Source organism: Kitasatospora hibisci (assembly GCF_043950205.1).
In the GTDB taxonomy this organism is placed as follows: Bacteria; Actinomycetota; Actinomycetes; order Streptomycetales; family Streptomycetaceae; genus Kitasatospora; species Kitasatospora hibisci.
This window is the reverse complement of record NZ_CP171642.1, coordinates 685,511-708,522: the sequence shown is the minus strand read 5'-3', so window position 1 is coordinate 708,522 and position 23,012 is coordinate 685,511. Positions and strand designations below refer to the sequence as shown.

Here is a 23,012-nt window from a genome sequence, read left to right as displayed (position 1 = left end):
CCGCGCCTCAGGCGGCGCCGGACGGGCGGCCGGTCCTGGGGCGGGCCGTGACGGCCGTCGCCTCCCGGTACCAGTCGGCGTACCGCCGCACGCCGTCCGCGAAGTTGGTCCGCGGCGACCACCCCAGCAGCCGCTTCGCCTGGGCGGCCGAGATCCGCCGCCCGGCGTAGTCGGCCGCGCGGGCCTCGATGTGCTCGATGCTGACCGGCCCGAGCAACCGGTCGACGGTGTCGGCGATCTCCCGCACCGAGATCGCGGTCGAGCCCTCCAACGCGAAGGTCTGGTCCTCGGCGGCGGGGGAGAGGGCGCGGACATGGGCGTCGGCGAGGTCCTCGACGTAGACGAAGTTGCGGCTCTGCCGGCCGTCGCCGGCGATGGTGATCGGGCGGCCGGCGAGTGCGGCCTGTACGAACCGGGCGACGACCAGTTCGTCCCGCATCCGGGGCCCGTACGGGATGCCGTAGCGCAGGATGGTGAAGTGCTGCCCGTAGAGCTCGCGGTAGCTGTGCACCAGCATCTCGGCGGCGAGCTTGGTGGCGACGTAGAGGTGGCCGCTGTGCTCCAGCTCGATCGGCACGTGCTCGTCCAACTCCTGCTCGCCGCTGTCGAGTTCGTTCTCGGTGAGGGCGGCTCCGTAGACCCAGACGGTGCTCGCCAGGACGGTGCGGCTGAGGCCGCTGCGCCGGGCCGCCTCCAGGACGGCCTCGGTGCCGTCGATGTTGGTCCGCACCGCCCGCACCGGGTCGGCGGCGACGCGTTCGACGTCGGCCATCGCGGCGAGGTGGAACACCACCTCGCTGCCGCCCAGGACCGAGGTGAGGGCGGGCAGGTCCAGGACGTCGATCCGGGCGTGCTCGGCGGCGGGGTTGAGGTACTGGTCGGTGGTGTCCACCGCGAGCACCTCGTGTCCGGCGGCGAGCAGCCGGTCCACGACATGCGAGCCGATGAATCCGCACCCCCCGGTGACGGCTATGCGCACGATCTCTCTCCTTCTCCGGCCCGCCCGGGGGTTCGTCCGCTTCGGCGGACGGCTCGGACGGGCACTCTGGGACGGACTCTCTCGGGCCGCCCGCCGGGGCGGCTCCGGCATCACCCGGCGAGCCGCCGGTGGACGGCCGTGACCGCCTCGATCACCTGGTCGGTCTCGTCCTCGGTCATGTCGGAGTGCACCGGCAGGCAGATCTGGCGCGCGCAGAGGTCCTCGGCGACCGGAAGCGGGCCCCGCCGATAGGGGGCGAGCACCGGCTGCAGGTGCAGTGGCAGGTCGTACACCTCGCCGGAGAGGCGGACGTCGAAGTCCTCGGCCACGGCCCGCTTGAACGCGGCGCGGTCGACGCCGGGCGGCAGCAGCGCCACGTACTTGTAGTAGTTGCCGCGGGATCCGGCCGGCTCGGTGATCGGCTGCAGGCCGTCGAGCGCGGCGAGCGCCTCGTCGTAGCGCTGGGCGACCTGCCGCCTTGTCTCCACGAACTCCTTGAGCCGGCGCAGGTGCACCGTGCCGACGGCGGCGTTCAGCTCGCTCATCCGCCAGGAGGCGCCGAGCCGGACGTGGTGGTTGGTGGTGAACGAGCCCTTGCCCTGGTCGCGGTAGATCCGGGCCTCGTCGCGCAGCTCGGCGGAGTCGGTGAGGATCATGCCGCCCTCGCCGCTGGTGGTGACCTTGGTCGGGTAGAACGAGAAGGCGCCGGCCAGGCCGAAGGTGCCGGCGGCGCGCCCGCCGTGGGTGCTGCCGTGGGCGTGGGCGGCGTCCTCGACCAGCGGGACGCCCCGGCGGTCGCAGATCGCGCGCAGGGCGTCCACCGCGGGGGTGACCAGCCCGCCGATGTGCACGAGGACGACGGCCGCGGTGTCCGGGGTGAGCGCCGTCTCCAGGGTGGCGGGGCTCAGCGCCAAGGTCTGCGCGTCCACGTCGGCGATGACCGGCCGGCCGCCCGCGTGCACGACGGCGGCGGCGGTCGCGTAGAAGGTGACGGCCGGGACGACCACGTCGCGGTCCCGGACGTCGACGGTCCGCAGCGCGATCTCCAGTGCGGCCGTCCCGCTGGCGACGGCGACCGCGTGCGCGGCGCCGTGCTCGGCGGCGAAGGCCTGCTCGAACCGCTCGGTCCACGGGCCGAGCGTCAGCGCGCCGGTGGCGAGGATCTCGGTCACCGCGTCCGCGACGGCCGAACGGTCGATCTCGTCGAACACGATGCGAGCGGCTGGCACGCCCATCGGGCCTCCTCCGGCAGCGGGTGAAGACAGCTTCGGACAGAACGATCGGATCCGGGCGGACCGGGAGGAACCGGTCGGGCCAGGCACATCACGCTACTTCCCCCGCCCGGCCCGGGCCCGTCGTCGCCGCCCGCCCGGGTGATCCCGTGGCCGCGCGCCGCAGGTCAGTGCCGGTTCGCGGGGCCGGCCGACCCGGGCGGGTCGTGGTGCGGTCGGAGCGTGGCCCGTCGGAGCGCGGCGATCGGTCGCCCGGAGCGCCGGCGCCCGCGCCGGGCGGCGTTACCGGCAGCATCGAGTGACAATTGAATTGACACGAATCCGCTCAACTTTCATGAGCGGTCGCGAAGAGCGGCGGCAAGGCCCCGCCGGGCGGCGGTGCGCCCGCACGATCCGGTGCGGGCGTGCGGCCCGGCGTCGGCCGGGTCGCTCAGGAGGGAGGACCACGATGGCTCGCTCAGTCGGGATCGACCTGGGCACCACCAACTCCGTCGTCTGCGTGCTGGAGGGCGGTGAGCCCGCCGTCGTGCCGAACGCTGAGGGTGCCCGCACCACGCCGTCGGTGGTCGCGTTCGCCAAGGGCGGCGAGGTGCTGGTCGGCGAGGTGGCCAAGCGCCAGGCGGTGACCAACGTCGACCGTACGGCCCGGTCGGTGAAGCGGCACGTCGGCGATGCGCAGTGGCGCTTTCCCGAGACCGGGGACGTCGACGGCAAGAGGTACACCGCGCAGGAGATCTCCGCCCGGGTACTGCAGAAGCTGAAGCGGGACGCCGAGTCCTACCTGGGCGAGGACGTGACCGATGCCGTGGTCACCGTCCCCGCGTACTTCAACGACTCCCAGCGCACCGCGACCAAGGAGGCGGGCGAGATCGCCGGCCTGCGGGTGCTGCGCATCGTCAACGAGCCGACGGCCGCCGCGCTGGCCTACGGCCTGGACAAGGGGAACGACCAGACGATCCTGGTCTTCGACCTCGGCGGCGGCACCTTCGACGTCTCGCTGCTGGAGATCGGCGAGGGGGTCGTCGAGGTGAATTCCACCAACGGTGACACCCGTCTCGGCGGTGACGACTGGGACCAGAAGGTCGTCGACCACCTGGTGCGGCAGTTCAAGAACGGCTACGGGGTCGACCTGTCCAAGGACAGGATGGCCGCGCAGCGGCTGCGCGAGGCCGCCGAGAAGGCCAAGATCGAGCTCTCCTCGGCCACCGAGACGACGATCAACCTGCCCTACGTGAGTGCCTCCGCCGACGGGCCGCTGCACCTGGAGGAGAAGCTCACCCGGGCCCAGTTCGAACAGCTCACCTCCGACCTGCTGGAGCGCTGCCGCGGACCGTTCCACCAGGCCGTGGAGGACGCGGGGATCCAGGTCTCGGACATCGACCACGTGATCCTGGTGGGCGGCTCGACCCGGATGCCGGCCGTCACGGAGCTGGTCAAGTCGCTCACCGGCAAGGACCCGCACAAGGGCGTCAACCCGGACGAGGTCGTCGCCGTGGGCGCCTCGCTCCAGGCCGGCGTGCTGAAGGGCGAGGTCAAGGACGTCCTGCTGCTCGACGTCACCCCGCTGTCCCTCGGCATCGAGACCAAGGGCGGCATCATGACCAGGCTGATCGAGCGCAACACCACGATCCCGACCAAGCGCTCCGAGATCTTCACCACGGCCGAGGACAACCAGCCGTCCGTGCAGATCCAGGTCTACCAGGGCGAGCGCGAGATCGCCGCGTACAACAAGAGGCTCGGCATGTTCGAGCTGACCGGCCTGCCGCCGGCCCCCCGCGGCCTGCCCCAGATCGAGGTCACCTTCGACATCGACGCCAACGGCATCATGCACGTCGGTGCCAAGGACCTCGGGACGGGGCGGGAGCAGAAGATGACCGTCACCGGCGGCTCGGCGCTGCCGAAGGACGACATCGCGCGGATGATGCGCGAGGCGGAGCAGCACGCGGAGGAGGACCGGCTGCGCAAGGAGGCGGCGGAGACGCGGAACCAGGCAGAGCAGCTCGTCTACTCGACCGAGAAGGTCCTCGCCGACAACCCCGGCAAGGTGCCCGAGGACGTGAAGTCCGAGGTGGAGGCGGCCCTTTCGGAGCTTCGGGAGACGCTGAAGGGTGAGGACGCCGTAGCCGTCCGCGCCGCGATGGACCGGGCGGTGGTGGTCGCGCAGAAGATCGGTGCGGCGCTCTACGCCCAGTCCGCGGGTGGCCAGGCGTCCGGTGCGCAGGCCGCCGGGGCCCAGGGTGGTACCGGCGGCGGAGAGGCCGGCGCGGGGGAGGAGGAGGTCGTCGACGCCGAGATCGTGGACGAGGACAAGCCGAGGGGCGGGACGGGCTGAGCCGACGCCGGGCCGGGGCCGGGCCGGGCCGGGGTGGGGTGGGCCCTGACGCCGGCCCCCGCCCGTGGGGCGTGGCCCGGGCGGGGCGGGGAACGCCGGGGGAGAGGGAGGCGGCGGTGGAACGGGTGAACCGGGTGGAGCAGGGGGATCCGATGGCGGGGAGGGCGAGCACCCACGCCGGTGACCGCGGCGCGGCAGCGGGGCCGGCCAGGACCCCGCCCCCGATCCCGGTCGCTGCCGTGTGGGTGGTCGGCATCGACGTCGGCGGTACCGGCGCCCGGCTCGCCCTCGCCCCGGCCGACCGGTCGGACGACCTCGCCGGCGCGCGGACCCGCGACCTGCCGGTCGCCGCGCGGATCGCGGCCGCCGGCCATGACGCCGGCGCGCTGCTGGCCCGACTGATCCCCGAACTCGCATCACTGACGGCCGAGTTGCCGCACCAAGCGCACATCGGTGCGGTCGCCGTCGGTGCGACCGGGATGGCGCTGCTCGGCCGTGACCTGGTCGCCGGGCTTCCTCGTCCGCTGGCCCGCGCCACCGGGGCGGGAAGGCTGGTCCTGGCCGGGGACGCCGTCGCCGCCCACGTCGGAGCCCTCGGCACCCGGGCCGGCGTGACCGTCACGGCCGGCACGGGGCTGGTGGCGATCGGCCACCGTCCTGGCGCGGGCTGGCAACGGGCCGACGGCTGGGGCCAGTTGCTGGGCGACTGCGGCAGTGGCAGCTGGATCGGGCGGGCTGGGCTCGAAGCGGCGCTGCGCGCGTACGACGGCCGGAGCGGTGGATCGCCCGCACTGCTCGAACGGGCCGAGCGCCGCTACGGCCCGGTGACCGGCCTGCCGGCCGCGCTCCAGCCGCGCCCCGACCGGGCCGCGCTGCTCGCGGCCTTCGCGCCGGACGTGGCCGGGGCGGCCGACGACGGCTGCCCGGTCGCCGCAGTGGTCCTGCGGCGGGCGGGCGAGGAGATCGCGGCCACGGCGGCGGCCGCCGCGACCGCGGCCGGTCTGACGGAGCCCCGCCTCGCCCTGACCGGGGGACTGTTCAACCTCGCACGTGTCCGCTCGGCCACCGAGGCGGCGCTGGCCGACCGCCTCCCCGCCGCGCGCCTGCGCCGGCCGGACGGCCCGCCCCTCCTCGGTGCGCTCCGCCTCGCCGCCGCCGCGGCAGCCGCCGCCCCCTTCCCCTGGCCGATCGACCCTCCCCTCCTCGCCGTCCACCACCCCGGCGGCCCCTGACCCGGCGGCCCCCGGTCCGCCCCGGCCTGCCCGCACCGGTCCGGCCCGGCTCGGGGCGCGCGGTGGCCGTCCGCCGGGCCCGACTCGGCGCTCAGCCGGGCCGGCTCGTCCGTGAAGAGGTCTCCGGCGTCCGGCCGGGCGGGCACGGCCGGGCGGATCAGCCCGTTCGGGCGGGACTGCGGGACTGCGGGACTGCGGTCGATGCGGTAACGGTCGCCGAGCGGCGCCGCCGGTGACCGGATCTTCAGGGCGGACCGCCCGCCGGGCGGACCGGCCCGGGCCGTTGCAGGATGGAGGTTCCCGGACACCTCCGGAACCGGTCGGCGATGGGAGGCCGCGATGATCGGCTCGGCGGACATCAGGGAGTGGCGCGGCCACGCCGTGATCGACGAGAAGGACCGCCGGATCGGCACGCTCGAATCCGTCTACGTGGAGACGGCGAGCGACCTGCCGTTCTTCGCCACCGTCACGGTCGGCCTGCCGTCCCGGCGCCGGCTGGTGTTCGTGCCCCTGGACCGCGCCGTCCTCGGGCCGGGGTACGTGCGGGTGGCGTATCCGAAGAGCATGGTCAAACAGGCGCCCTCGATCGGCACGGACGACATCCTGCCGGCGGGGGACGAGCCGGCGGTCTTCGCGCACTACTCGCTCGACTACGCCGCCGGGGCCGGCGGGGAGCGCCGCCTGGCCAGGCGCTGACCGCCCAGCTCTCTCGGTGGTCCCGTGCTCCGCTCGCGCCGTGCTCCGCTCGCGCCGTCCGCCGCGGCTCCGTCCGGGTGCGTGCGGGCCGGACCGGCGTCGATACCCCACGGGGTACACTGGCAGCCGGTCCGACGAGTGGAAGGCGGCCAGAGATGCAGGTGGACGAGGAAGCGGTCGGCGCGGTCCTGAACCGGCTCCGCCGCGCCCAGGGGCAGTTGGCGGGCGTGATCGCGATGATCGAGGCGGGCCGCGACTGCAAGGACGTGGTGACCCAGCTCGCGGCCGTGTCGCGGGCGCTGGACCGGGCCGGCTTCAAGATCGTGGCCAGCGGGATGCGGCAGTGCATGGCGGCCGCCGACGAGAACGGTGCGCCGATGAGCGAGGCCGAGCTGGAGAAGCTCTTCCTCGCCCTGGCCTGAACCGGGGCGCAGCCGGCCTCAACCGGTGGGCGGTCGGCCTGAACCGGTGGGCGGTCGGCGAGACCGGCCGCACGGGCCCCGCGTGCACCGATGCCCGCGCCCGGCGCGCCGGCTCGCCCGGCCGGTGGTCGGGGTGGGAGGCTCGCATGCCCTGCCACGTCCCCTCCACTCGTCGGGCCCGCCACTGATGACCGTCTCCATCGCGCTGTTCACCCAGGACCTGCGGCTGCACGACAACCCCGTGCTCCGCGCCGCCGCCGACGCCGCCGACGAGGTCGTGCCGCTCTTCGTCCTCGACCCGGACGTCGACGCCGCCGACTTCGCCGCGCCCAACCGCGCCGCCTTCCTCGCGGACTGCCTCGCCGACCTGGACGCCCAGCTGCGCCCGCTCGGCGGCCGGCTGGTCCTGCGCCGCGGGCCGGCCGCCGCCGCGGTCGCCCGGCTCGCCGACGAGACCGGCGCCGCCTCGGTGCACGTCGCCGCCGGGGTGAGCGCCTTCGCCCACCGCCGCGAACAGGCCCTGCGCACCCGTCTCGGCTCCCGGCTGCACGTCCACGACGGTGTGCTCACCGTGGCCGTGCCCGGCGCCGTCACCCCCGCCGGCCGGGACCACTACGCCGTCTTCACCCCGTACTTCCGGGCCTGGCGGCAGGCCCCGCGCCGGACCGTCCACCGTGCGCCCCGGGCACTGCGCACTTCCGAGGACATCGCGAGCGAGCCGCTGCCCACCGCCGCGCCCGAGTCGCCGGGCCTGCCACCCGGCGGTGAGCGTGCCGGACGCCGGCGCTGGCAGCGCTACGACCTGGACCGGTACGTCGAGCTGCACGACGACCTCGCCGCCGACGGGACGTCACGGCTCTCGCCCTACCTGCACTTCGGCTGCCTGTCCGCGGCCGAGCTGGTCGCCTCCGCCGAACGGCGCGGCGGCAGCGGGGCGGAGGCGTTCGTCCGGCAGCTGGCCTGGCGCGACTTCCACCACCAGGTGCTGTCCGCCCGCCCGGACGCCGCGCACCGGGACTACCGGTCCAAGGGCGATCACTGGCTCCGTGACACCGCGGAGGCCGAGGCCTGGCGGGCGGGCCGGACCGGGTTCCCCCTGGTGGACGCCGGGATGCGCCAACTCGCCCACGAGGGCTGGATGCACAACCGGGCACGGCTGGTCACCGCCTCCTTCCTGACCAAGACGCTCTACCAGGACTGGCGACCGGGGGCCCGGTACTTCCTGCGCCTGCTGGTGGACGGCGATCTGGCCAACAACCAGCTGAACTGGCAGTGGGTGGCCGGGACGGGCACCGACACCCGCCCGAACCGCGTCCTCAACCCGCTCGCCCAGGCCGACCGGCTCGATCCCGACGGCACCTACGTCCGCCGCTGGGTACCCGAACTGGCCGGGCTGCCCGGCCGGTCCGTGCACCGTCCCTGGCGCCAGGACCGCCCGCCGGCCGACTACCCGGCGCCGCTGGTGGACCCGGAGGCCGTCGCCGCCCGGCTCCGGCGGGGCCGCGGTCTCGACTGACCCCGCCGCACCCCCTCTGGCCCCCCTCCCGCAGACGGCGGCAGTTTTTAGGGGCCTCCGCACGTGCGCCGGCGAGGGTTTTGACGTGCGCCCGCTCCGCCGGGCCGGCGGACCGCCGCACCCGCCGCTCCGCCGGGCCCGGAGTTCCCGGACCCCCCGATGTCCCGTCATACGTCGTTCATGTCCCGGTCGCCGGCCTTCGGATGAATGGGGATCGCTCACAGTTGTACAGCCAACTGCGAGCGCCTCCCCTCCCTCAGCGATCAGCCGCCGACGGTACCGGCTCCGCACCGCCCCACCCGGGCACGGCCGAACCCCGAGCGCGGCGGACAGGACCACCGTGGCCGGCAGTGCCCTGACGCTCACCTCACCCGCCAACCCGGTCGAAGGCGACAAGCTCACCTTCCACTGGACCACCGACGCCCCGGACGCCAAGAACTGGGTCGGCATCTACGACGGAACCCGGAAGCCCGGCACCGGCAGTTCGCTGCTCTGGAAGTACACGCCGGCCGCGTCCGGCGACGTCCAGCTCGACACCTCGGCGCTGACCGGCGGCCCGTACACCGCGTACCTGCTGGCCAAGGACGGCTACGGCATCCTGGCCCAGACCGCGCCCTTCACCTTCCGCCCGCGGCCCGCCGTGGTGGGCCCGCACAGCGCCGTCGACGCCCTGACCACCACCCAGGTCGCCCCGGGTGCCGCCGTCTCGGTCGAGCTCGGCGGCCTCTGGTGCCGCCCGGCCGGGAACCCGGCCGGCACCGCCGCGTTCCGCAAGGTCTCCGGGCCGGCCTGGGCCTCCGTCTCCGCCGACGGCACCCTCGCCGGCACGGCGCCCACCGGCGCCGCCAGGAACCCCGAGGTGGTCGTCGTCGGTGTCAAGGACAGCGCCGGCGCCACCGACACCGTCACCGTGCAGATCCCGGTCGTCGACCCGGCCGGTCCGTTGCGCCTTAAGGCCGCGAGCTGGAACCTCGCCGACGCGGGCGCCGCCTTCACCGACGCGCTGGAGAAGCAGCTGCGGGTGGTCCTCACCCAGGGCCTGGACGTGCTCGCACTCCAGGAGACCGCCGGCTCCGCCGCCCGGACTCTGGCCACGGCCCTCGGCTGGTACGCCTACCAGAGCGCCGGCAGCGTCGGCATCCTCAGCCGCTACCCGCTCACCGCCGTCATCCCGGTGACCGACGCGCTGCCCGCCGCGGCGGCCACCGTCCGGCTCCCGGGCGGCCGCACCGTCCGGTTCTGGGCCGCCCACCTCGACGAGTCCGGCTACGGCCCGTACGCCGTCCAGGACGGCCGGAGCGCCGCCCAGGTGACGGCCGCCGAGAACGCCTCCGTCCGCTTCCGGCAGGCCGAGGCGCTGGCCGCCGCGGTCCGGGCCGACGCCGCGGGCCGCACGCCGGTGGTGCTCGCCGGTGCGCTCTCCTCGCCCTCCCACCTGGACTGGACCACGGCCACCGCCCCCGCGCACGGCGGCGTCGGCCCGGTCGCCTGGCCGGTCACCACCGCCCTCCAGGGCGCCGGGCTGACCGACAGCTTCCGCGAGGAGAACCGTGACCCGGTCAAGGCGCCGGGCTGCACCTGGTCCCCGACCCGCAAGCAGCGTGCCGCCGGCAGGTCGGAGCCGCAGGACCGGATCGACTACGTGTTCTACGCCGGCCCGCTGAAGCTGGTCGAGGCGCACACCCTGGTCGCCGACTGGCCCGCCACCGGCACCGACCAGGCGGCGGCCGCCAACGAGTGGCCCTCGGACACGGCCGCCGCCGTCGCGACCTTCCGGCTCTGACGGTCCAGCCGCTCCCCCTCCTGAGGCGTCCGCCGACCCCGGGGCGCCCGCCGACCCTCCTCCGCCACCCCCGAGAGGCCCGATCGTCATGCCCGATCTCTCCCGCCGCTCCTTCGTCGGCGCCACCGCGGCCGCCGGCGCCGCCGCCGTGGTCGGCCTTCCGGCCGCGCAGGCCGGCGCCGCACCCGCGGCCGGCACCGACCGTCTCACCGGCACCATCGAGGACGTCAGGCACGTCGTGGTGCTGATGCAGGAGAACCGAAGCTTCGACCACTACTTCGGCACCCTGAACGGCGTCCGCGGCTTCGGCGACAAGCAGGCGCTGCAGTTCCCGAACGGCACCGACGTGTTCCGCCAGCCCGACCCGCGCCGCAGTGACGGCGGTGTGATGCTGCCGTACCGGATGGACACGTCGAAGTACAACGCGCAGAACGCCGGTGGCCTGCCGCACGACTGGGCCACCGGTCACCAGGCGATCAACAACGGCGCGATGAACAAATGGGTCGCCGCCAAGGGCGAGCGCACCATGGGGTACTTCAACCGCGAGGACATCCCCTACCAGTACGCGCTGGCCGACGCCTTCACCCTCTGCGACGCCTACTTCACCTCGCTCGCCGGTCCGACCGACCCGAACCGGCTCTACCTGTGGACCGGCACGGCCGGCCCCGGCCGGGACGGCACCACCGGTCCCTGGATCGACAACACGCCCGTCACCGACAACCCCGTCGCGGACTGGACCACCTACGCCGAGCGGCTGGAGCAGGCCGGCGTCTCCTGGCGGGTCTACCACAACCCCAGCAAGGACGACCGGACCGGCGACTACGACGACAACGCCCTGTCGTACTTCAAGCAGTTCCACGACCTCCCGAAGGACGACCCGCGGTACGTCAACGCGATGACCAGGTTCGACCCGGCCGCCTTCGACCGGCACTGCAAGGACGGCACCCTGCCGACCATCTCCTGGCTGGTCGCGCCCTACCTGTTCTGCGAACACCCGGAGGCCGGGCCGGCGTACGGCGCGCACTGGGTCGACACGGCGCTGCGGTCGCTGACGTCCAACCCGGCGCTCTGGCGGCACACCGTGTTCCTGGTGATGTACGACGAGAACGACGGCTACTTCGACCACGTGGTCCCGCCCACCCCCGAGCCGGGCACCCCGGAGGAGTTCACCCAGGGCCGCGCCATCGGTCTGGGCAACCGCGTCCCGCTCTGGGTCGTCTCGCCCTGGTCGCGCGGCGGCTGGGTCAACTCCCAGGTCTTCGACCACACCTCCGTCCTGCGCTTCATGGAGCAGGTCACCGGCGTGGCCGAGCCCAACATCTCGGCCTGGCGCCGGGCCGTCTGCGGCGACCTCACCAGCTGCTTCGACTTCGCCGCCCCGGACCACTCGATCCCGCAACTCCCGGACACCAACGCACTGATGGCCAGGGCCGACGCCGGGACCAAGCTTCCCGGCGTCCAGCTGCCCGCCGCCGGCACCCAGTCGATGCCGGTCCAGGAGCGCGGCGACCGCCCGCACCGCCCGCTGCCCTACCAGCCCTGGGCCGACGTGGACGTGGACCGGAAGACCGGCAAGGTCACCTGCACCATGACCAACGACGGCACGGTCGCCTTCCCGTACACCGTCTACCCCAACATCCTGTTGCCGTTCGCGGGCACGCCGTACACGGTCGCCCCGGGCGCCACCGCCGGCCACGTCTGGGACGCGGCCGGGACCAACGGCCGGTACGACTTCACCGTGCACGGCCCGGACGGCTTCGTCCGCCGCTTCGCCGGCACCGTGGTCCGGGACGGCCGGGACGGCCAGAACGACATCGGGGTGCCGATCGTGACGGCCGATCTGAGCAACTCCTCCCGGCTCACGCTCCAGCTGGCCAACGACGGCCAGACCGACGTCTGCTTCACGGCCGCGCCCAACGACTTCGCGGGGACCGCACAGACCGTCTGGGTCAGGCCCGGCAAGCAGGTGGACGTGGTCTGGCCGCTGGACGGGCAGGGCCGCTACGACGTCGTGGTGACGGCCGGCACCGGCCTGCGCTTCACCCAGCGCTACGCGGGTCGGGTGCACTGACGGGGCCTCGCGGCGGCCGGCGGCGACCGTGGGCCGCCCCACCCGGCCGGGGGCGCCGAACCGGTGACCCCCGGCCGTGGCTCGGCCGCCCGGCCGGGGCCCGCGGCTACCGTCGGGCCATGCAGAAGATCACCACCTTCCTCTGGTACGACGACCGGGCCGAAGAAGCCGCCCGCCTCTACACCTCGCTCTTCCCCGACTCCCGGATCACCGCCACCACCCGCTACGGCGACGTCGGTCCCGGCGAGCCGGGCACCGTGATGACCGTCGAGTTCGAACTCGACGGCCAGCGCTACACCGCCCTCAACGGCGGCCCGGTGTTCCACTTCACCGAGGCCGTCTCGCTCCAGGTCGACTGCGCCGACCAGGCGGAGGTGGACCGGCTCTGGGCGGGGCTCATCGCGGACGGCGGCGAGGAGAGCCAGTGCGGCTGGCTGAAGGACCGCTTCGGCCTCTCCTGGCAGATCGTCCCGCGCGTGCTGACCGAGCTGATCTCCGACCAGGACCGCGCCAAGGCCGATCGCGTCATGGCGGCGATCCTGCAGATGCGGAAGATCGAGATCCAGCCGCTCCTCGACGCGGCGCGGGGGTGACGCCGTGACCGTCCCGGCCGTCCGCCACACCGTCTACCTGCACGCCACGCCCGAGCACGTCTGGCACGCCCTCACCAATGCGGACGAGTCGGGCGTCTACTGGGGGCACCGCAACGTCTCCACCTGGCTGCCCGGCGCCGCCTGGGAGCACCGTCGTACGGACGGCTCCGGCATCGCCGACGCGGTCGGCACCGTCGCGGAGGTCGAGCGCCCGCACCGGCTGGTCACCACCTGGGCCGGCCCGGACGAGCAGCGCCCGGGCGGCCCGTCCCGGGTGACCTTCCAGCTCCAGGGCCACCGCGACCTCACCCGGCTCGTCGTCACCCACGACAACCTCGCCGACGAGCGTGAGCAGGCCGACGCCGAGGCCGGCTGGTCGGCGGTCCTGTCGAACCTCAAGACCTACCTGGAGACCGGCCGCCCGCTCCCGCAGGAGCCCTGGCTGATGCCCTGACCGGCCTCGGTCCGGGCCCGGCCTCAGGCCTGCCCGGCCCGGTCGCCCGCCGGCGGACGCCGCTCGCGCCGCCGCCGGGCCGGCCGCAGCCGGTCGGCGCGCAGGCTCTCGCCGCGTGCCAGCCGGCGCAGCCAGGCGAACCGGGAGAACCGTTCCCGGCTCGCCACCGCCGCGCGGTCCAGCTCCTCCATCAGCCGCCGGCCTCGGTGTTCGAGGTCCAGCTCGTCCAGGATCCGGTCCACCTCGGCGAGCAGCGAACCGTGCAGCTGCCAGGCCTCCGGGTGCTCCTGGACCCTTTGCAGGAGCAGCTGGGCGACGTTCTCCCGACTTGCCCAGGAGGCCGCCAGCTCGGAGGCGAGCCGCTGCTCGGCCTCCTCGGCGTTGCGGCTGACCGGGGTGGTGACCAGGACGGCGAAGCTCACCAGCGCCCCGCCGAGGTGCGCCAGCAGCTCCTCCAGCGCCACCGCCACGTCGGCCGGGAAGAGCCGCTCGCCGGGTGCCCGCCGCTTGGCCAGATCGGTGATCGAACGGGCCAGCACCCGGATCACCACCACGCAGATCTCCAGGGTGTCCAGGCCGGTGCGCAGCACCAGCCGGGAGAGCAGGCCCTCGCTGATCCGGGGGTTGAGCCGCAGGCTGTCCTCGGCCTGCCGCAGTGCGGCGTCCACGTCGGCGATCGCCTGGTCGAGCCGCCGGGCCTCGTGCAGCCGCTCGGCCGCGCGCGCCACCGGGATCGGCCGCCCCAGCTCCTCTCCGATGCCCAGCAGCAGGTGGCGGGCGCGCCGGGCGAGGTCCTCGATCGACTCGCCGGCGGTGTCGAGCCACACCGGCGGGGCGAAGACCAGGTTGAACACCAGCCCGACGACGGCCCCGATCAGCGTCTCCAGCACCCGGTCCCAGGCCTGCGAGGTCACCTGCGAGACCCCCAGGATGAGCATGGCGCTGATCGCCACCTCCTGGACGAACTCGTCCACCCGGACGAACCGGCCGATGGTCAGCGAGGCCAGGATGATCAGCCCGAGGCTCCACCAGGAGAGGCCCACCACCGAGCTGAAGCCGATCGCGATCAGCACCCCGACCACCACCGAGTTGACTCGGCGGATGCTGGTGGTCAGCGTCGAGTAGACGGTCACCTGGACCACCAGCAGGGCCGTCAGCGGCGCGGTGAGCGGCGCGGGTTCGCTGCTCAGTTGGGTGGCCACCGCGTAGGACAGCGTGGCGGCGACGGTCGCCCGGATCGAGTAGACGACGAAGGGCTCGCGGGCACCTCGGCGCACCACGGTGGCGACGGACTCCCGGGAAAGGGCCATGAGGCCGTTCTTCCCCGTGACGGGCCCGCACACCGCCGATCCGGCCGACGGATACCCGAAAGAGCCGTTCCGGCCGATTGCCGAGGGCTGCTAGGACTGCTTGCGGTGCCCGAGCCGCAGCTTCCAGGGGGTCATCGCCGACTCGACCTGCACGCCGAGGCTCATCTTGGAGGCGCCCTTGACCCGCTCCTCGAAGCGGATCGGCACCTCGCGGATGGTCAGCCCGCGCGTGACCACGCGGTAGTTGAGCTCGACCTGGAACGAGTAGCCGTTGCTGGTGACCGACGGCAGGTCGATCGCCCGCAGCGTCTGCGCCCGCCAGGCCTTGAACCCGGCGGTGGCGTCCCGGACGCCCAGGCTGAGGATGGTGTTGACGTAGAGGTTGGCCCAGGCGGAGAGCGCCTTGCGGTGCCAGGGCCACTCCTCGGCGGTGGAGCCGCCCGGCACGTACCGGGAGCCGAGCACCACGGCGGTGTCGTCGGCCAGCAGCGTCTCCACCATGAGCGGGAGCACCGAGGCCGGGTGCGACAGGTCGGCGTCCATCTGGACGACGACGTCGGCACCGTCCTCCAGGGCCCGCGTCATGCCGGCGACGTACGCGCGCCCGAGGCCGTCCTTCTCGGTGCGGTGCAGCACGCTGACGGTGCCGGGGGAGTCCGCGGCGAGCTTGTCGGCGACCTCGCCGGTGCCGTCGGGGGAGTTGTCGTCGACCACCAGCAGGTGCAGACCGGGCATCCGGAGGTCCGCGAGCAGGCCCGCGAGGACCGGGAGGTTCTCCCGCTCGTTGTACGTGGGCACGACGACGACGACCTTCGGGGAGGCCTCGACCATGTTCTCTCCCTCGGTTGATCCACGGCCGGTGCCGCGCCCGTGGCGCCCGCTCCCGACCGGACGTTTGTCCACTCCGGTCGGGCGAGTCTAGCCGGGGTGGTGCGGGTGCGTTCCCACCGCCCGTGGCTCCCGGCCGTCGCCCCTGCTCAGGTCGGGTGGGCGCCGAGCGGGGGACGCGGCCGGGCGCGCCCTCGGCGTTGCGGGGCAGCGGAGCTCCGGTCACATAGCCTGACCGGGCCGCCCGTCCGGCGACCGGCGGCCGTCGCGCGCCTGGCCGGTGGCCGGCGCGTGGGTGCCGGCGGCCCGTGGCCGGTGCCGGGCCGGTGGGTCGGGAGCCGCGTGCGGGCGGGCGTCCGGAGTCGTGGACAGGAGTGCAGGTGAGCTCGTCAGCTTCGGCCGGTCCGGGGGCGGCGCCGTCGGCGCGGAGCGGGAGGTTCCGCACGTGGCTGCTCGAAGGCCTGTCCGACATGGCGAAGCAGCATCCGGGTCCGCACGCCCAGGCGCCGGTCGAGCACAAGGGCGCCCGGTGGTGGCGGGTGATGTGCCTGACCGGTCTGGACTACTTCTCCACGCTCGGCTACCAGCCGGGCATCGCCGCCCTGGCGGCCGGTCTGCTCTCCCCGATCGCGACCGTCGTCCTGGTGCTGGTGACGCTGTGCGGCGCGCTGCCGGTGTACCGGCGGGTGGCCGAGGAGAGCCCGCACGGCGAGGGCTCGATCGCCATGCTGGAGCGGCTGCTGTCGTTCTGGCAGGGCAAGCTCTTCGTGCTGACGCTGCTCGGCTTCGCCGCCACCGACTTCATGATCACCATCACCCTCTCGGCCGCCGACGCCACCGCGCACCTGGTCGAGAACCCGCACCTGAGCAGCGCGCTCACCGACAAGGAGGTGCTGGTCACGCTGCTGCTGGTCGCCCTGCTCGGCGGTGTCTTCCTCAAGGGCTTCAGCGAGGCGATCGGGCTGGCGGTCTTCCTGGTGGCCGTCTACCTCGCGCTGAACGTGATCGTGGTGGTGAACGGGCTCTGGCACGTCCTGGAGTCCCCGCACCTGATCACTGACTGGGCCGACGCGCTGACCGCCGAGCACGGCAACGCGATCGCGATGATCGGGGTCGCGCTGATCACGTTCCCCAAACTGGCGCTGGGCCTGTCCGGCTTCGAGACCGGCGTCGCCGTGATGCCGCACATCGAGGGTGACCCTGACGACACCGAGGAGAAGCCCACCGGGCGCATCCGCGGCGCCCGCAAGCTGCTCACCACCGCGGCGCTGATCATGAGCGTCTTCCTGATCACCACCAGCTTCATCACCACCCTGCTGATCCCCCCGGAGGCGTTCGAGCCCGGCGGGGAGGCCAACGGGCGGGCGCTGGCCTACCTGGCCCACGAGAACCTGGGGACCGCCTTCGGCAGCGTCTACGACCTCTCGACCATCCTGATCCTCTGGTTCGCCGGCGCCTCGGCGATGGCCGGCCTGCTCAACCTGATGCCCCGCTACCTGCCCCGCTACGGCATGGCCCCGCACTGGGCCCGGGCGGTCCGCCCCACCGTGCTGGTGCTCACCGCGATCGCCTTCCTGGTGACGTGGATCTTCGACGCCGACGTGGACGCCCAGGGGGGCGCGTACGCCACCGGCGTGCTGGTGCTGATCAGCTCCGCCGCCATCGCGGTGACCATCGCGGCCCACAAGGCCCGCCAGCGCAACCGGACCGTCGGCTTCGCCGTGATCGCGGCGGTCTTCGTCTACACCACCGCGGCCAACATCGCCGAGCGGCCGGACGGCGTGAAGATCGGCGCCTGCTTCATCGCCGGCATCATCCTGGTGTCGCTGGCCTCCCGGCTCAAGCGCGCCTTCGAGCTGCGGGTGACCGACGTCGAGCTGGACATGGTCGCCGAGCGCTTCGTCCGCGACTACACCCACCGCCCGATCCGGCTGATCGCCAACCAGCCGAACGGCCGCGACCTCGCCGAGTACCAGGAGAAGAGCCGGCAGATCCGCACCGACAACGACATCCCGGCCGAGGACGACCTGGTCTTCGTCGAGGTGACGGTCCGCGACCCGTCCGAGTTCGAGGCGGTGCTGAGCGTCCACGGCGAGGTGCTGCACGACCGCTACCGCGTCCTCACGCTGGAGCACTCCAGCGTGCCGAACGCGTTGGCCGCACTGCTGCTCCAGGTGCGCGACCTGACCGGTCAGCAGCCGCACATCTACTTCGAGTGGACCGAGGGGAACCCGTTCGCCCAGTTCTTCCGGTTCTTCCTGCTCGGGCAGGGCGAGGTCGCCCCGGTGACCCGCGAGGTGCTGCGCGAGGCGGAGCCCGACCGCGACCGCCGCCCCCGCGTCCACGTCGCCTGACGCCGCTGCCGGGCCGCCGGCGAGGCACCCCGGTCCGCTCTCGCGGACCTCGCCCGGCGGCGCGGGCCCGGCAGGATCCGGCGGAGAGGCCCTAGCGCCGGGAGCGGGAGTTCGTCCAGGCGGGGGCGACCAGGGCGACCAGGGCGACGGCGAAGCCCAACTGGAGCAGGTGGCGGATCCAGTCGATGCCGCTGGTGTGCCGTACCCCGATCCACCCGGCCACGGCGTTGCCGAGCAGCGCGCCCCCTGCGCCGAGCAGCATGGTCAGCCACCAGGGGATCGCCTGCGGGCCGCGCAGGAGCAGCTTGGCGAGCACACCCAGGACGAAGCCGATGAGGAGGATCCACAGGAGCTGGAACATCGCATTCCGCCTTTCGAGGGGTACTGTCCCATGATTCCCCTGTTCGTCCGCCCGAGCACGTCGGCCACCGGCCGGCCCGGCCGGCCCGGGCGGGCCGCTGCGCCGTCGGACCCGGGGCGCCGGACGCGGTGTCAGTCCCTGGGCATAGCTTCTGGGGTGTCGCCGGGCGCGCCGCCCGCACCGACTCCCGCCGAGCGCCCGGAAGGGGCCCGCATGCCTGTCGCCGCCGACGAGCAGACCACCTACCTGGAGCTGTCCGAGGACACCGGCAGCGCCCACAAGTTCTACGAGGTCCGGGTCGCCGGCGTGGACGTGACGATCACCTACGGGCGGATCGGCGAGGGCGGCCAGGCGAAGACCACCAGCTACCCGTCGCCGGAGAAGGCGGCCGCCGCGGCGGCCAAGAAGATCGGCGAGAAGGTCCGCAAGGGCTACGCCCCGGCCGTGCGCGGGGTCCGGCAGCGCCGGGCGGTGACCCGCCGGGCGATCGCCAGCAGCCGCTCGACCGCCCGCCAGGCCCCCGTGCTCTGGCGGTTCCGCTCCGGCGCCGCGGCCTTCGGCATCTTCGTCGGCGAGGAGCACGCCTGGGTGGGCAACGAGCGCGGCGACGTCTACACGCTCACCCACGACGGGCAGGTCACCGGCCGTTACGGCCTCCCGGACGGCGTGAAGTGCATCGTCGCCGACGACTGGTGGATCTACGCCGGCTGCGACGACGGCAAGGTGTACGACCTCGGCGGCAAGGTGCCGCGGGTCGCGTACGAGATCGCCGCCGACGTCGACATCTACTGGCTGGACATCCACGACGGCGTCCTCGGCGTGGCCGACGCCCGCGGCGGGATCACCACCGTCGACCACGAGGACGAGTTCCAGTGGCGGCGCAAGGCCGAGGGCACCGACGGCTGGATGGTCCGCTGCGACGAGGACGGCGTCTACCACGGTCACTCGCGCGGGGTGGCGCGCTACGCCGCGCGTGGCGGCGAGCCGCTGTGGCACACCCGGACCGACGGCGGCGTGCTGTTCGGCTGGCAGGAGCGCGACGAGGTGTTCGCCGCGACCTCGCGCGGTTCGGTGCACCGGCTGCGCAAGGCCGACGGTTCGGAGACGGCCCGCTACCGCTGCGACGCCGCCGTCTTCTCGTGCGCCGCGTCGCCCGACGGCCGCTACGTCTTCGCCGGCGACAACCACTCCTCGGTGTACTGCTTCGCGGCGGACGGCACCCGGCTCTGGAAGCTCGGCACCGGCTGCGGCTCCGCGTACAGCATGCAGTACCGCGACGGCCGGCTGTACCTGGTGACCACCGACGGCTCGCTGGTCTGCCTGGACGCGAGCGAGGAGGCGGTGCGGGCGGCCGAGGACGGCCGGGTGCCGCAGGCCGCCGAGGTGGACGGCAGCGGCTGGACGGCGGCGGTGGCCGGCGCCGAGGTCGAGTCGGTGGTCGCCGGATCGGCGGCGGCCGCGGGCGGCATCGAGGTCGAGTGCGTCGCGGAGGGTGGTCGGCTGCGCGTTCGGGTGGTGTCGCCCGGCTTCGACCCGGCCCGCCGGGTGCAGTTCCCGAAGGACATCCGGGTGCCCGGCGCCCGCTACCTGGTGGCCGAGGTGCTGGAGTCCGGCTCCGGGGCCTTCTACCGGGCCCGCGGTGACATCAAGCGCCTGCTCTAGCCTCGCGCTTTCACGAGCGGCGCTGTCCGAGGCTTGATCAAGAGAACGAGGAGTGCCACTGACCTGGGACGATGGGACTTGTCTAGGGTCCTGATCATCCTCAAGAGAGCTGCACTCCTCAGGTGAACAAGCGTAGTGGGTTGTATCCGCGTGTCCGTGTCCGGGGCGACGGTGAGGGGGCGGTCTCACAGGCCGGCGGGGTTCTGCTGGTGGAGACCGCCCGCCGGATCGGCCTGGACACCGCGTTGTCGGCGGCGCTGGAGCCGTGGCGCAAGCCCCGGGCGGTACACGATCCCGGCAAGGTCCTGCTCGACCTCGCCCTGGCCGTCGCACTCGGCGGGGACTGCCTGTCCGACATCGGCGTGCTGCGGGCCGAGCCTGCCGTGTTCGGCCCGGTGGCCTCGGATCCGACGGTGTCCCGGCTGGTCGACGCCCTTGCCGCCGCCGGTCCCCGCGCGCTCGCGGCCGTCCGGCGGGCACGGTCCGAAGTCCGGCAACGGGTATGGAAGTTGGCCGGTCAGGCCGCGCCGGACACCGGCAGCGAGGTGATCGTGGACATCGACGGAGTGCTGGTTCTGGCGCACTCCGAGAAGGAGCACGCGGCTGCGACCTGGAAGAAGACCTTCGGCCACCACCCGCTGTTCGCGTTCGTCGACCACGGCTGTGAAGGGTCCGGCGAGCCGGTCGCGGGCCTGCTGCGGCCGGGGAACGCGGGCAGCAACACCGCAGCCGACCACATCGCCGCCACCCGCCTGGCTCTGGCCCAGTTGCCGAAGAAGCACCGACGCGGACGGCGGACCCTCATCCGCACCGACTCCGGCGGCGGCACCCACGAATTCCTCAACTGGCTCACCGCACGCGGCCGATGGCTGTCCTACTCCATCGGGATGACCATTACGGAAGCGATCCACCAGGCCGTGCTGCTGGTTCCCGCCTCTGCCTGGACGGCGGCCGTCGAGCCGGACGGGAAGATCCGCGACGGCGCCTGGGTCGCCGAACTCGCCGGCGACGTCCTCAAGGGCTGGCCGAAGGGCATGCGGCTGATCGTCCGCAAAGAACGCCCGCACCCCGGCGCCCAGTTGCGCTTCACCGACGCCGACGGCATGCGGCTGACCTGCTTCGCCACCAACACCACCCACACCCCGATCGCCGTCCTGGAACTGCGGCACCGACGGCGCGCCCGGGCCGAGGACCGCATCCGCGCCGCCCGCGACACCGGCCTGCGCAACCTGCCTCTGCACGACGCCGCCCAGAACCAGGTCTGGCTGGAGATCGTTCAGATCGCCCTGGACCTGCTCGCCTGGATGCCCATGCTCGCCCTGACCGGCGACACCCGACGCTGGGAGCCCAAGCGCCTGCGGCTTCGCCTGTTCTCCGCCGCCGCCCAGCTCGTCGCCACCGGCCGCCGCCGCTGGCTCCGCCTCGCCCGCCACTGGCCCTGGACCGACGTGATCACCACCGCGTTCGACCGCCTCCAAGCTCTGCCGCAGCCGGGCTGACCAGCGACAACGCCTCTGTCCCAGCGAGAACCACACCCCCGGAGTCGTGGAACCCGGCGCCCACCCGACGCGACAGTCGGGCCACCGCCCTGCCCATCACCAGCCCGAGAAGCCGAAACGGCCCGGCGGATGAACCGACGGACCGTCACGAAAGATCGAGGCTAGCGGCAGCGGTGCCGGCGGGTCCGCGTCATGCCGCGCGGGCCCGCCGGCACCGCCGGGCCTCGGGCCCCGACCGCGCAGGTGCCCGACGGCGCGACCAGCCGAGTCGTGGTGACCGCCCGCGCGCCGGCCGGCGACCGCTTCGTGGCCGCCGACGGTGAACCCGCCCCCGGGCCGCCCCGGTGATGGCCGGACACCTCTTCGACGAGGACTTCGAGTCGGTGGCGCCCGCGCGGGCCGGCGCCCGGCAGCGGCCGATCGAGGGTTGGCCTGCGGCACGCCGTGCGCCGCCTGTCAACGGCGGCAATCGCGTCGGGGACCGGACCGGAAAACCACTGTCCGTGTCCGGTCGACCGCCGATAGGAATGTGCCAGGTGCGGACGGACCGCGCCGACGAGAGGAGCCGCTCCGTGTCCCGTCTCCGTCCCGCCGTCCTGGCCCTGGGCGCCGCTGCCGCCGCACTGACGCTGTCGATGACCACCGCGCAGGCCGCGCCCGGTGACACGGTGACCATGTGCGGCAGCTCGCTCACCCCGAGCGGCTACGTCGACGTGCAGTGGTGGAACAGCGCCGGCTGCGGGTCGGGCACCTTCACGCCCAACAGCAAGAAGATCATGCAGCTCACCGGCTACCCGGTCGGCACCGTGGTCAACGCCTGCGCCTCGACCTGGCCGCCGGCCGGCTGGGTCCAGGTCAGCGAGTTCTACAGCTCCGGCTGTACCTACTCGGCGGTGCCGAGCTTCGGCAAGAACAGCTGGCAGCTGAAGCGCGTCTCCTGACGCCGTCCCGGCCGTTCCCGCCCGTACCGCGGCCCCCGGTCCTCGGAGGCCGCGGTGCTCACCGGGCCGTCAGCCCGCCCCGGAAGGGCCACCGCCGGACGTGTCGGCCCCCGTCGGGCCGTCCGGTCGTCCATGATGGGCCCACGATGCGGGCCGCCGCGGAGGCGCCCCCGCGGACGCGTCCGGGGAGTTTCCCCGCCGACCCGAGGAGAGCCGCGCCGTGAACGAGCGTCTGCTGCGCCTGACCGGAGCCGTCACCGCCGTCTACGGGTTCGCCGTCGCCCGCCGCCCGGGACTGCTGGCCCGCCCGTCCGGGATCGGCGGTCCGGACGGCTCGGTCCCCGCGGACGTGGCCGCCTGCCTGCGCCCGCTCGCCTTCCGCGACGCCGCCTGCGGCCTCGCCATGGTCCTGGCGCCGGACGCGTCCGCGCTGCGGACCGCCACCCTCCTGCGGATCGCCTCCGACCTGGGGGACGCCGCGCTGCTCGCCACCGCGCTGCCGGAGCGGCGGCACCGCACGATGGCGGTGGCGGTCTCGGTCGGCTGGGCCGCGCTCTCCGTGGGCGGCCTGCTGGCGCGCCCGCAGACGGACCCCGGGGACGCCGCGCACACGCCCCGGCGGCACGGCCCCCCGCGCCGCCGGCCCAGGGGCACGGGCCCGCGGCGCGCCGCCGGAAGTCTCAGCCGGTGAAGTATCTCGATGATTGAGAGATAGGATGCGGCGAACCGTATCCGGCCCCGGCACGA

19 protein-coding genes are annotated in these 23,012 nt (G+C 73.9%); 14 read left to right on the top strand and 5 right to left on the bottom strand.

From position 1 onward, the window contains the following. Nucleotides 1–7 precede the first annotated feature (7 nt). A complete protein-coding gene (locus tag ACF9IK_RS03290; protein ID WP_395292723.1) occupies nucleotides 8–979 on the bottom strand; it encodes an NAD-dependent epimerase/dehydratase family protein in 972 nt (323 codons plus the stop codon). Nucleotides 980–1,089: 110 nt separating this feature from the next. Then, on the bottom strand, nucleotides 1,090–2,208 hold the full coding sequence (locus ACF9IK_RS03285) for a DegT/DnrJ/EryC1/StrS family aminotransferase (protein ID WP_395292722.1): 1,119 nt from the start codon (nucleotides 2,206–2,208) through the stop codon (nucleotides 1,090–1,092). Nucleotides 2,209–2,659: 451 nt separating this feature from the next. Between ACF9IK_RS03285 and dnaK the strand changes: the two genes are divergently transcribed. The 9 genes from dnaK (at nucleotide 2,660) to ACF9IK_RS03240 (ending at nucleotide 13,310) form a co-directional block, all read left to right on the top strand. Then, nucleotides 2,660–4,543 (top strand): molecular chaperone DnaK, encoded by a 1,884-nt coding sequence (dnaK, locus tag ACF9IK_RS03280; protein WP_395292721.1) that lies wholly within the window; start codon nucleotides 2,660–2,662, stop codon nucleotides 4,541–4,543. Nucleotides 4,544–4,659: 116 nt separating this feature from the next. Continuing rightward, nucleotides 4,660–5,775 (top strand): N-acetylglucosamine kinase, encoded by a 1,116-nt coding sequence (locus ACF9IK_RS03275; protein ID WP_395292720.1) that lies wholly within the window; start codon nucleotides 4,660–4,662, stop codon nucleotides 5,773–5,775. 339 nt (nucleotides 5,776–6,114) lie between these two features. After that, nucleotides 6,115–6,471 carry a PRC-barrel domain-containing protein gene (locus tag ACF9IK_RS03270; protein WP_395292719.1) on the top strand — a complete coding sequence of 119 codons (357 nt, stop codon included), beginning with the start codon at nucleotides 6,115–6,117 and terminating at the stop codon, nucleotides 6,469–6,471. A 155-nt stretch (nucleotides 6,472–6,626) separates the two neighbouring features. Further along, entirely contained in the window at nucleotides 6,627–6,893 is a 267-nt protein-coding gene (locus tag ACF9IK_RS03265; protein WP_395292718.1) for a metal-sensitive transcriptional regulator, read from the top strand. 187 nt (nucleotides 6,894–7,080) lie between these two features. Beyond that, the gene (locus ACF9IK_RS03260; RefSeq protein ID WP_395292717.1) at nucleotides 7,081–8,409 is read left to right on the top strand and encodes a cryptochrome/photolyase family protein; all 1,329 of its coding nucleotides are present in this window, start codon (nucleotides 7,081–7,083) and stop codon (nucleotides 8,407–8,409) included. 340 nt (nucleotides 8,410–8,749) lie between these two features. After that, on the top strand, nucleotides 8,750–10,192 hold the full coding sequence (locus tag ACF9IK_RS03255) for an endonuclease/exonuclease/phosphatase family protein (RefSeq protein ID WP_395292716.1): 1,443 nt from the start codon (nucleotides 8,750–8,752) through the stop codon (nucleotides 10,190–10,192). 88 nt (nucleotides 10,193–10,280) lie between these two features. Beyond that, nucleotides 10,281–12,263 carry a phosphocholine-specific phospholipase C gene (locus ACF9IK_RS03250; RefSeq protein ID WP_395292715.1) on the top strand — a complete coding sequence of 661 codons (1,983 nt, stop codon included), beginning with the start codon at nucleotides 10,281–10,283 and terminating at the stop codon, nucleotides 12,261–12,263. A 119-nt stretch (nucleotides 12,264–12,382) separates the two neighbouring features. After that, nucleotides 12,383–12,856, top strand: coding sequence for a VOC family protein (locus ACF9IK_RS03245; protein ID WP_395292714.1), 474 nt, complete (start codon nucleotides 12,383–12,385; stop codon nucleotides 12,854–12,856). A 4-nt stretch (nucleotides 12,857–12,860) separates the two neighbouring features. After that, nucleotides 12,861–13,310, top strand: a complete 450-nt coding sequence (locus tag ACF9IK_RS03240; RefSeq protein ID WP_395292713.1) for an SRPBCC domain-containing protein — start codon at nucleotides 12,861–12,863, stop codon at nucleotides 13,308–13,310. A 23-nt stretch (nucleotides 13,311–13,333) separates the two neighbouring features. On the opposite strand, the gene ACF9IK_RS03235 is transcribed toward ACF9IK_RS03240, so the two are convergent. Both ACF9IK_RS03235 and ACF9IK_RS03230 read right to left on the bottom strand, forming a co-directional pair. Further along, nucleotides 13,334–14,620: an aromatic acid exporter family protein gene (locus ACF9IK_RS03235; RefSeq protein WP_395292712.1), complete on the bottom strand. Its 1,287-nt coding sequence runs from the start codon at nucleotides 14,618–14,620 to the stop codon at nucleotides 13,334–13,336. A 90-nt stretch (nucleotides 14,621–14,710) separates the two neighbouring features. Further along, nucleotides 14,711–15,451 carry a polyprenol monophosphomannose synthase gene (locus tag ACF9IK_RS03230; RefSeq protein WP_395292711.1) on the bottom strand — a complete coding sequence of 247 codons (741 nt, stop codon included), beginning with the start codon at nucleotides 15,449–15,451 and terminating at the stop codon, nucleotides 14,711–14,713. A 377-nt stretch (nucleotides 15,452–15,828) separates the two neighbouring features. Here ACF9IK_RS03230 and ACF9IK_RS03225 point away from each other — a divergent pair, with 377 nt between their 5' ends. After that, nucleotides 15,829–17,802 (top strand): amino acid transporter, encoded by a 1,974-nt coding sequence (locus ACF9IK_RS03225; protein ID WP_395292710.1) that lies wholly within the window; start codon nucleotides 15,829–15,831, stop codon nucleotides 17,800–17,802. 91 nt (nucleotides 17,803–17,893) lie between these two features. Here ACF9IK_RS03225 and ACF9IK_RS03220 read toward each other — a convergent pair whose 3' ends face one another. Beyond that, nucleotides 17,894–18,163: a GlsB/YeaQ/YmgE family stress response membrane protein gene (locus tag ACF9IK_RS03220; protein ID WP_395292709.1), complete on the bottom strand. Its 270-nt coding sequence runs from the start codon at nucleotides 18,161–18,163 to the stop codon at nucleotides 17,894–17,896. A gap of 213 nt (nucleotides 18,164–18,376) precedes the next feature. Between ACF9IK_RS03220 and ACF9IK_RS03215 the strand changes: the two genes are divergently transcribed. The 4 genes from ACF9IK_RS03215 to ACF9IK_RS03200 all read left to right on the top strand — a co-directional run bounded on the left by ACF9IK_RS03215 (nucleotide 18,377) and on the right by ACF9IK_RS03200 (nucleotide 22,956). Next, entirely contained in the window at nucleotides 18,377–19,825 is a 1,449-nt protein-coding gene (locus tag ACF9IK_RS03215; RefSeq protein WP_395292708.1) for a WGR domain-containing protein, read from the top strand. A 122-nt stretch (nucleotides 19,826–19,947) separates the two neighbouring features. Continuing rightward, on the top strand, nucleotides 19,948–21,324 hold the full coding sequence (locus tag ACF9IK_RS03210) for an IS1380 family transposase (protein WP_395292246.1): 1,377 nt from the start codon (nucleotides 19,948–19,950) through the stop codon (nucleotides 21,322–21,324). A gap of 572 nt (nucleotides 21,325–21,896) precedes the next feature. Further along, entirely contained in the window at nucleotides 21,897–22,265 is a 369-nt protein-coding gene (locus ACF9IK_RS03205) for a hypothetical protein (protein ID WP_395292707.1), read from the top strand. A 220-nt stretch (nucleotides 22,266–22,485) separates the two neighbouring features. Then, a complete protein-coding gene (locus tag ACF9IK_RS03200) occupies nucleotides 22,486–22,956 on the top strand; it encodes a hypothetical protein (protein WP_395292706.1) in 471 nt (156 codons plus the stop codon). Nucleotides 22,957–23,012: the final 56 nt, after the last annotated feature.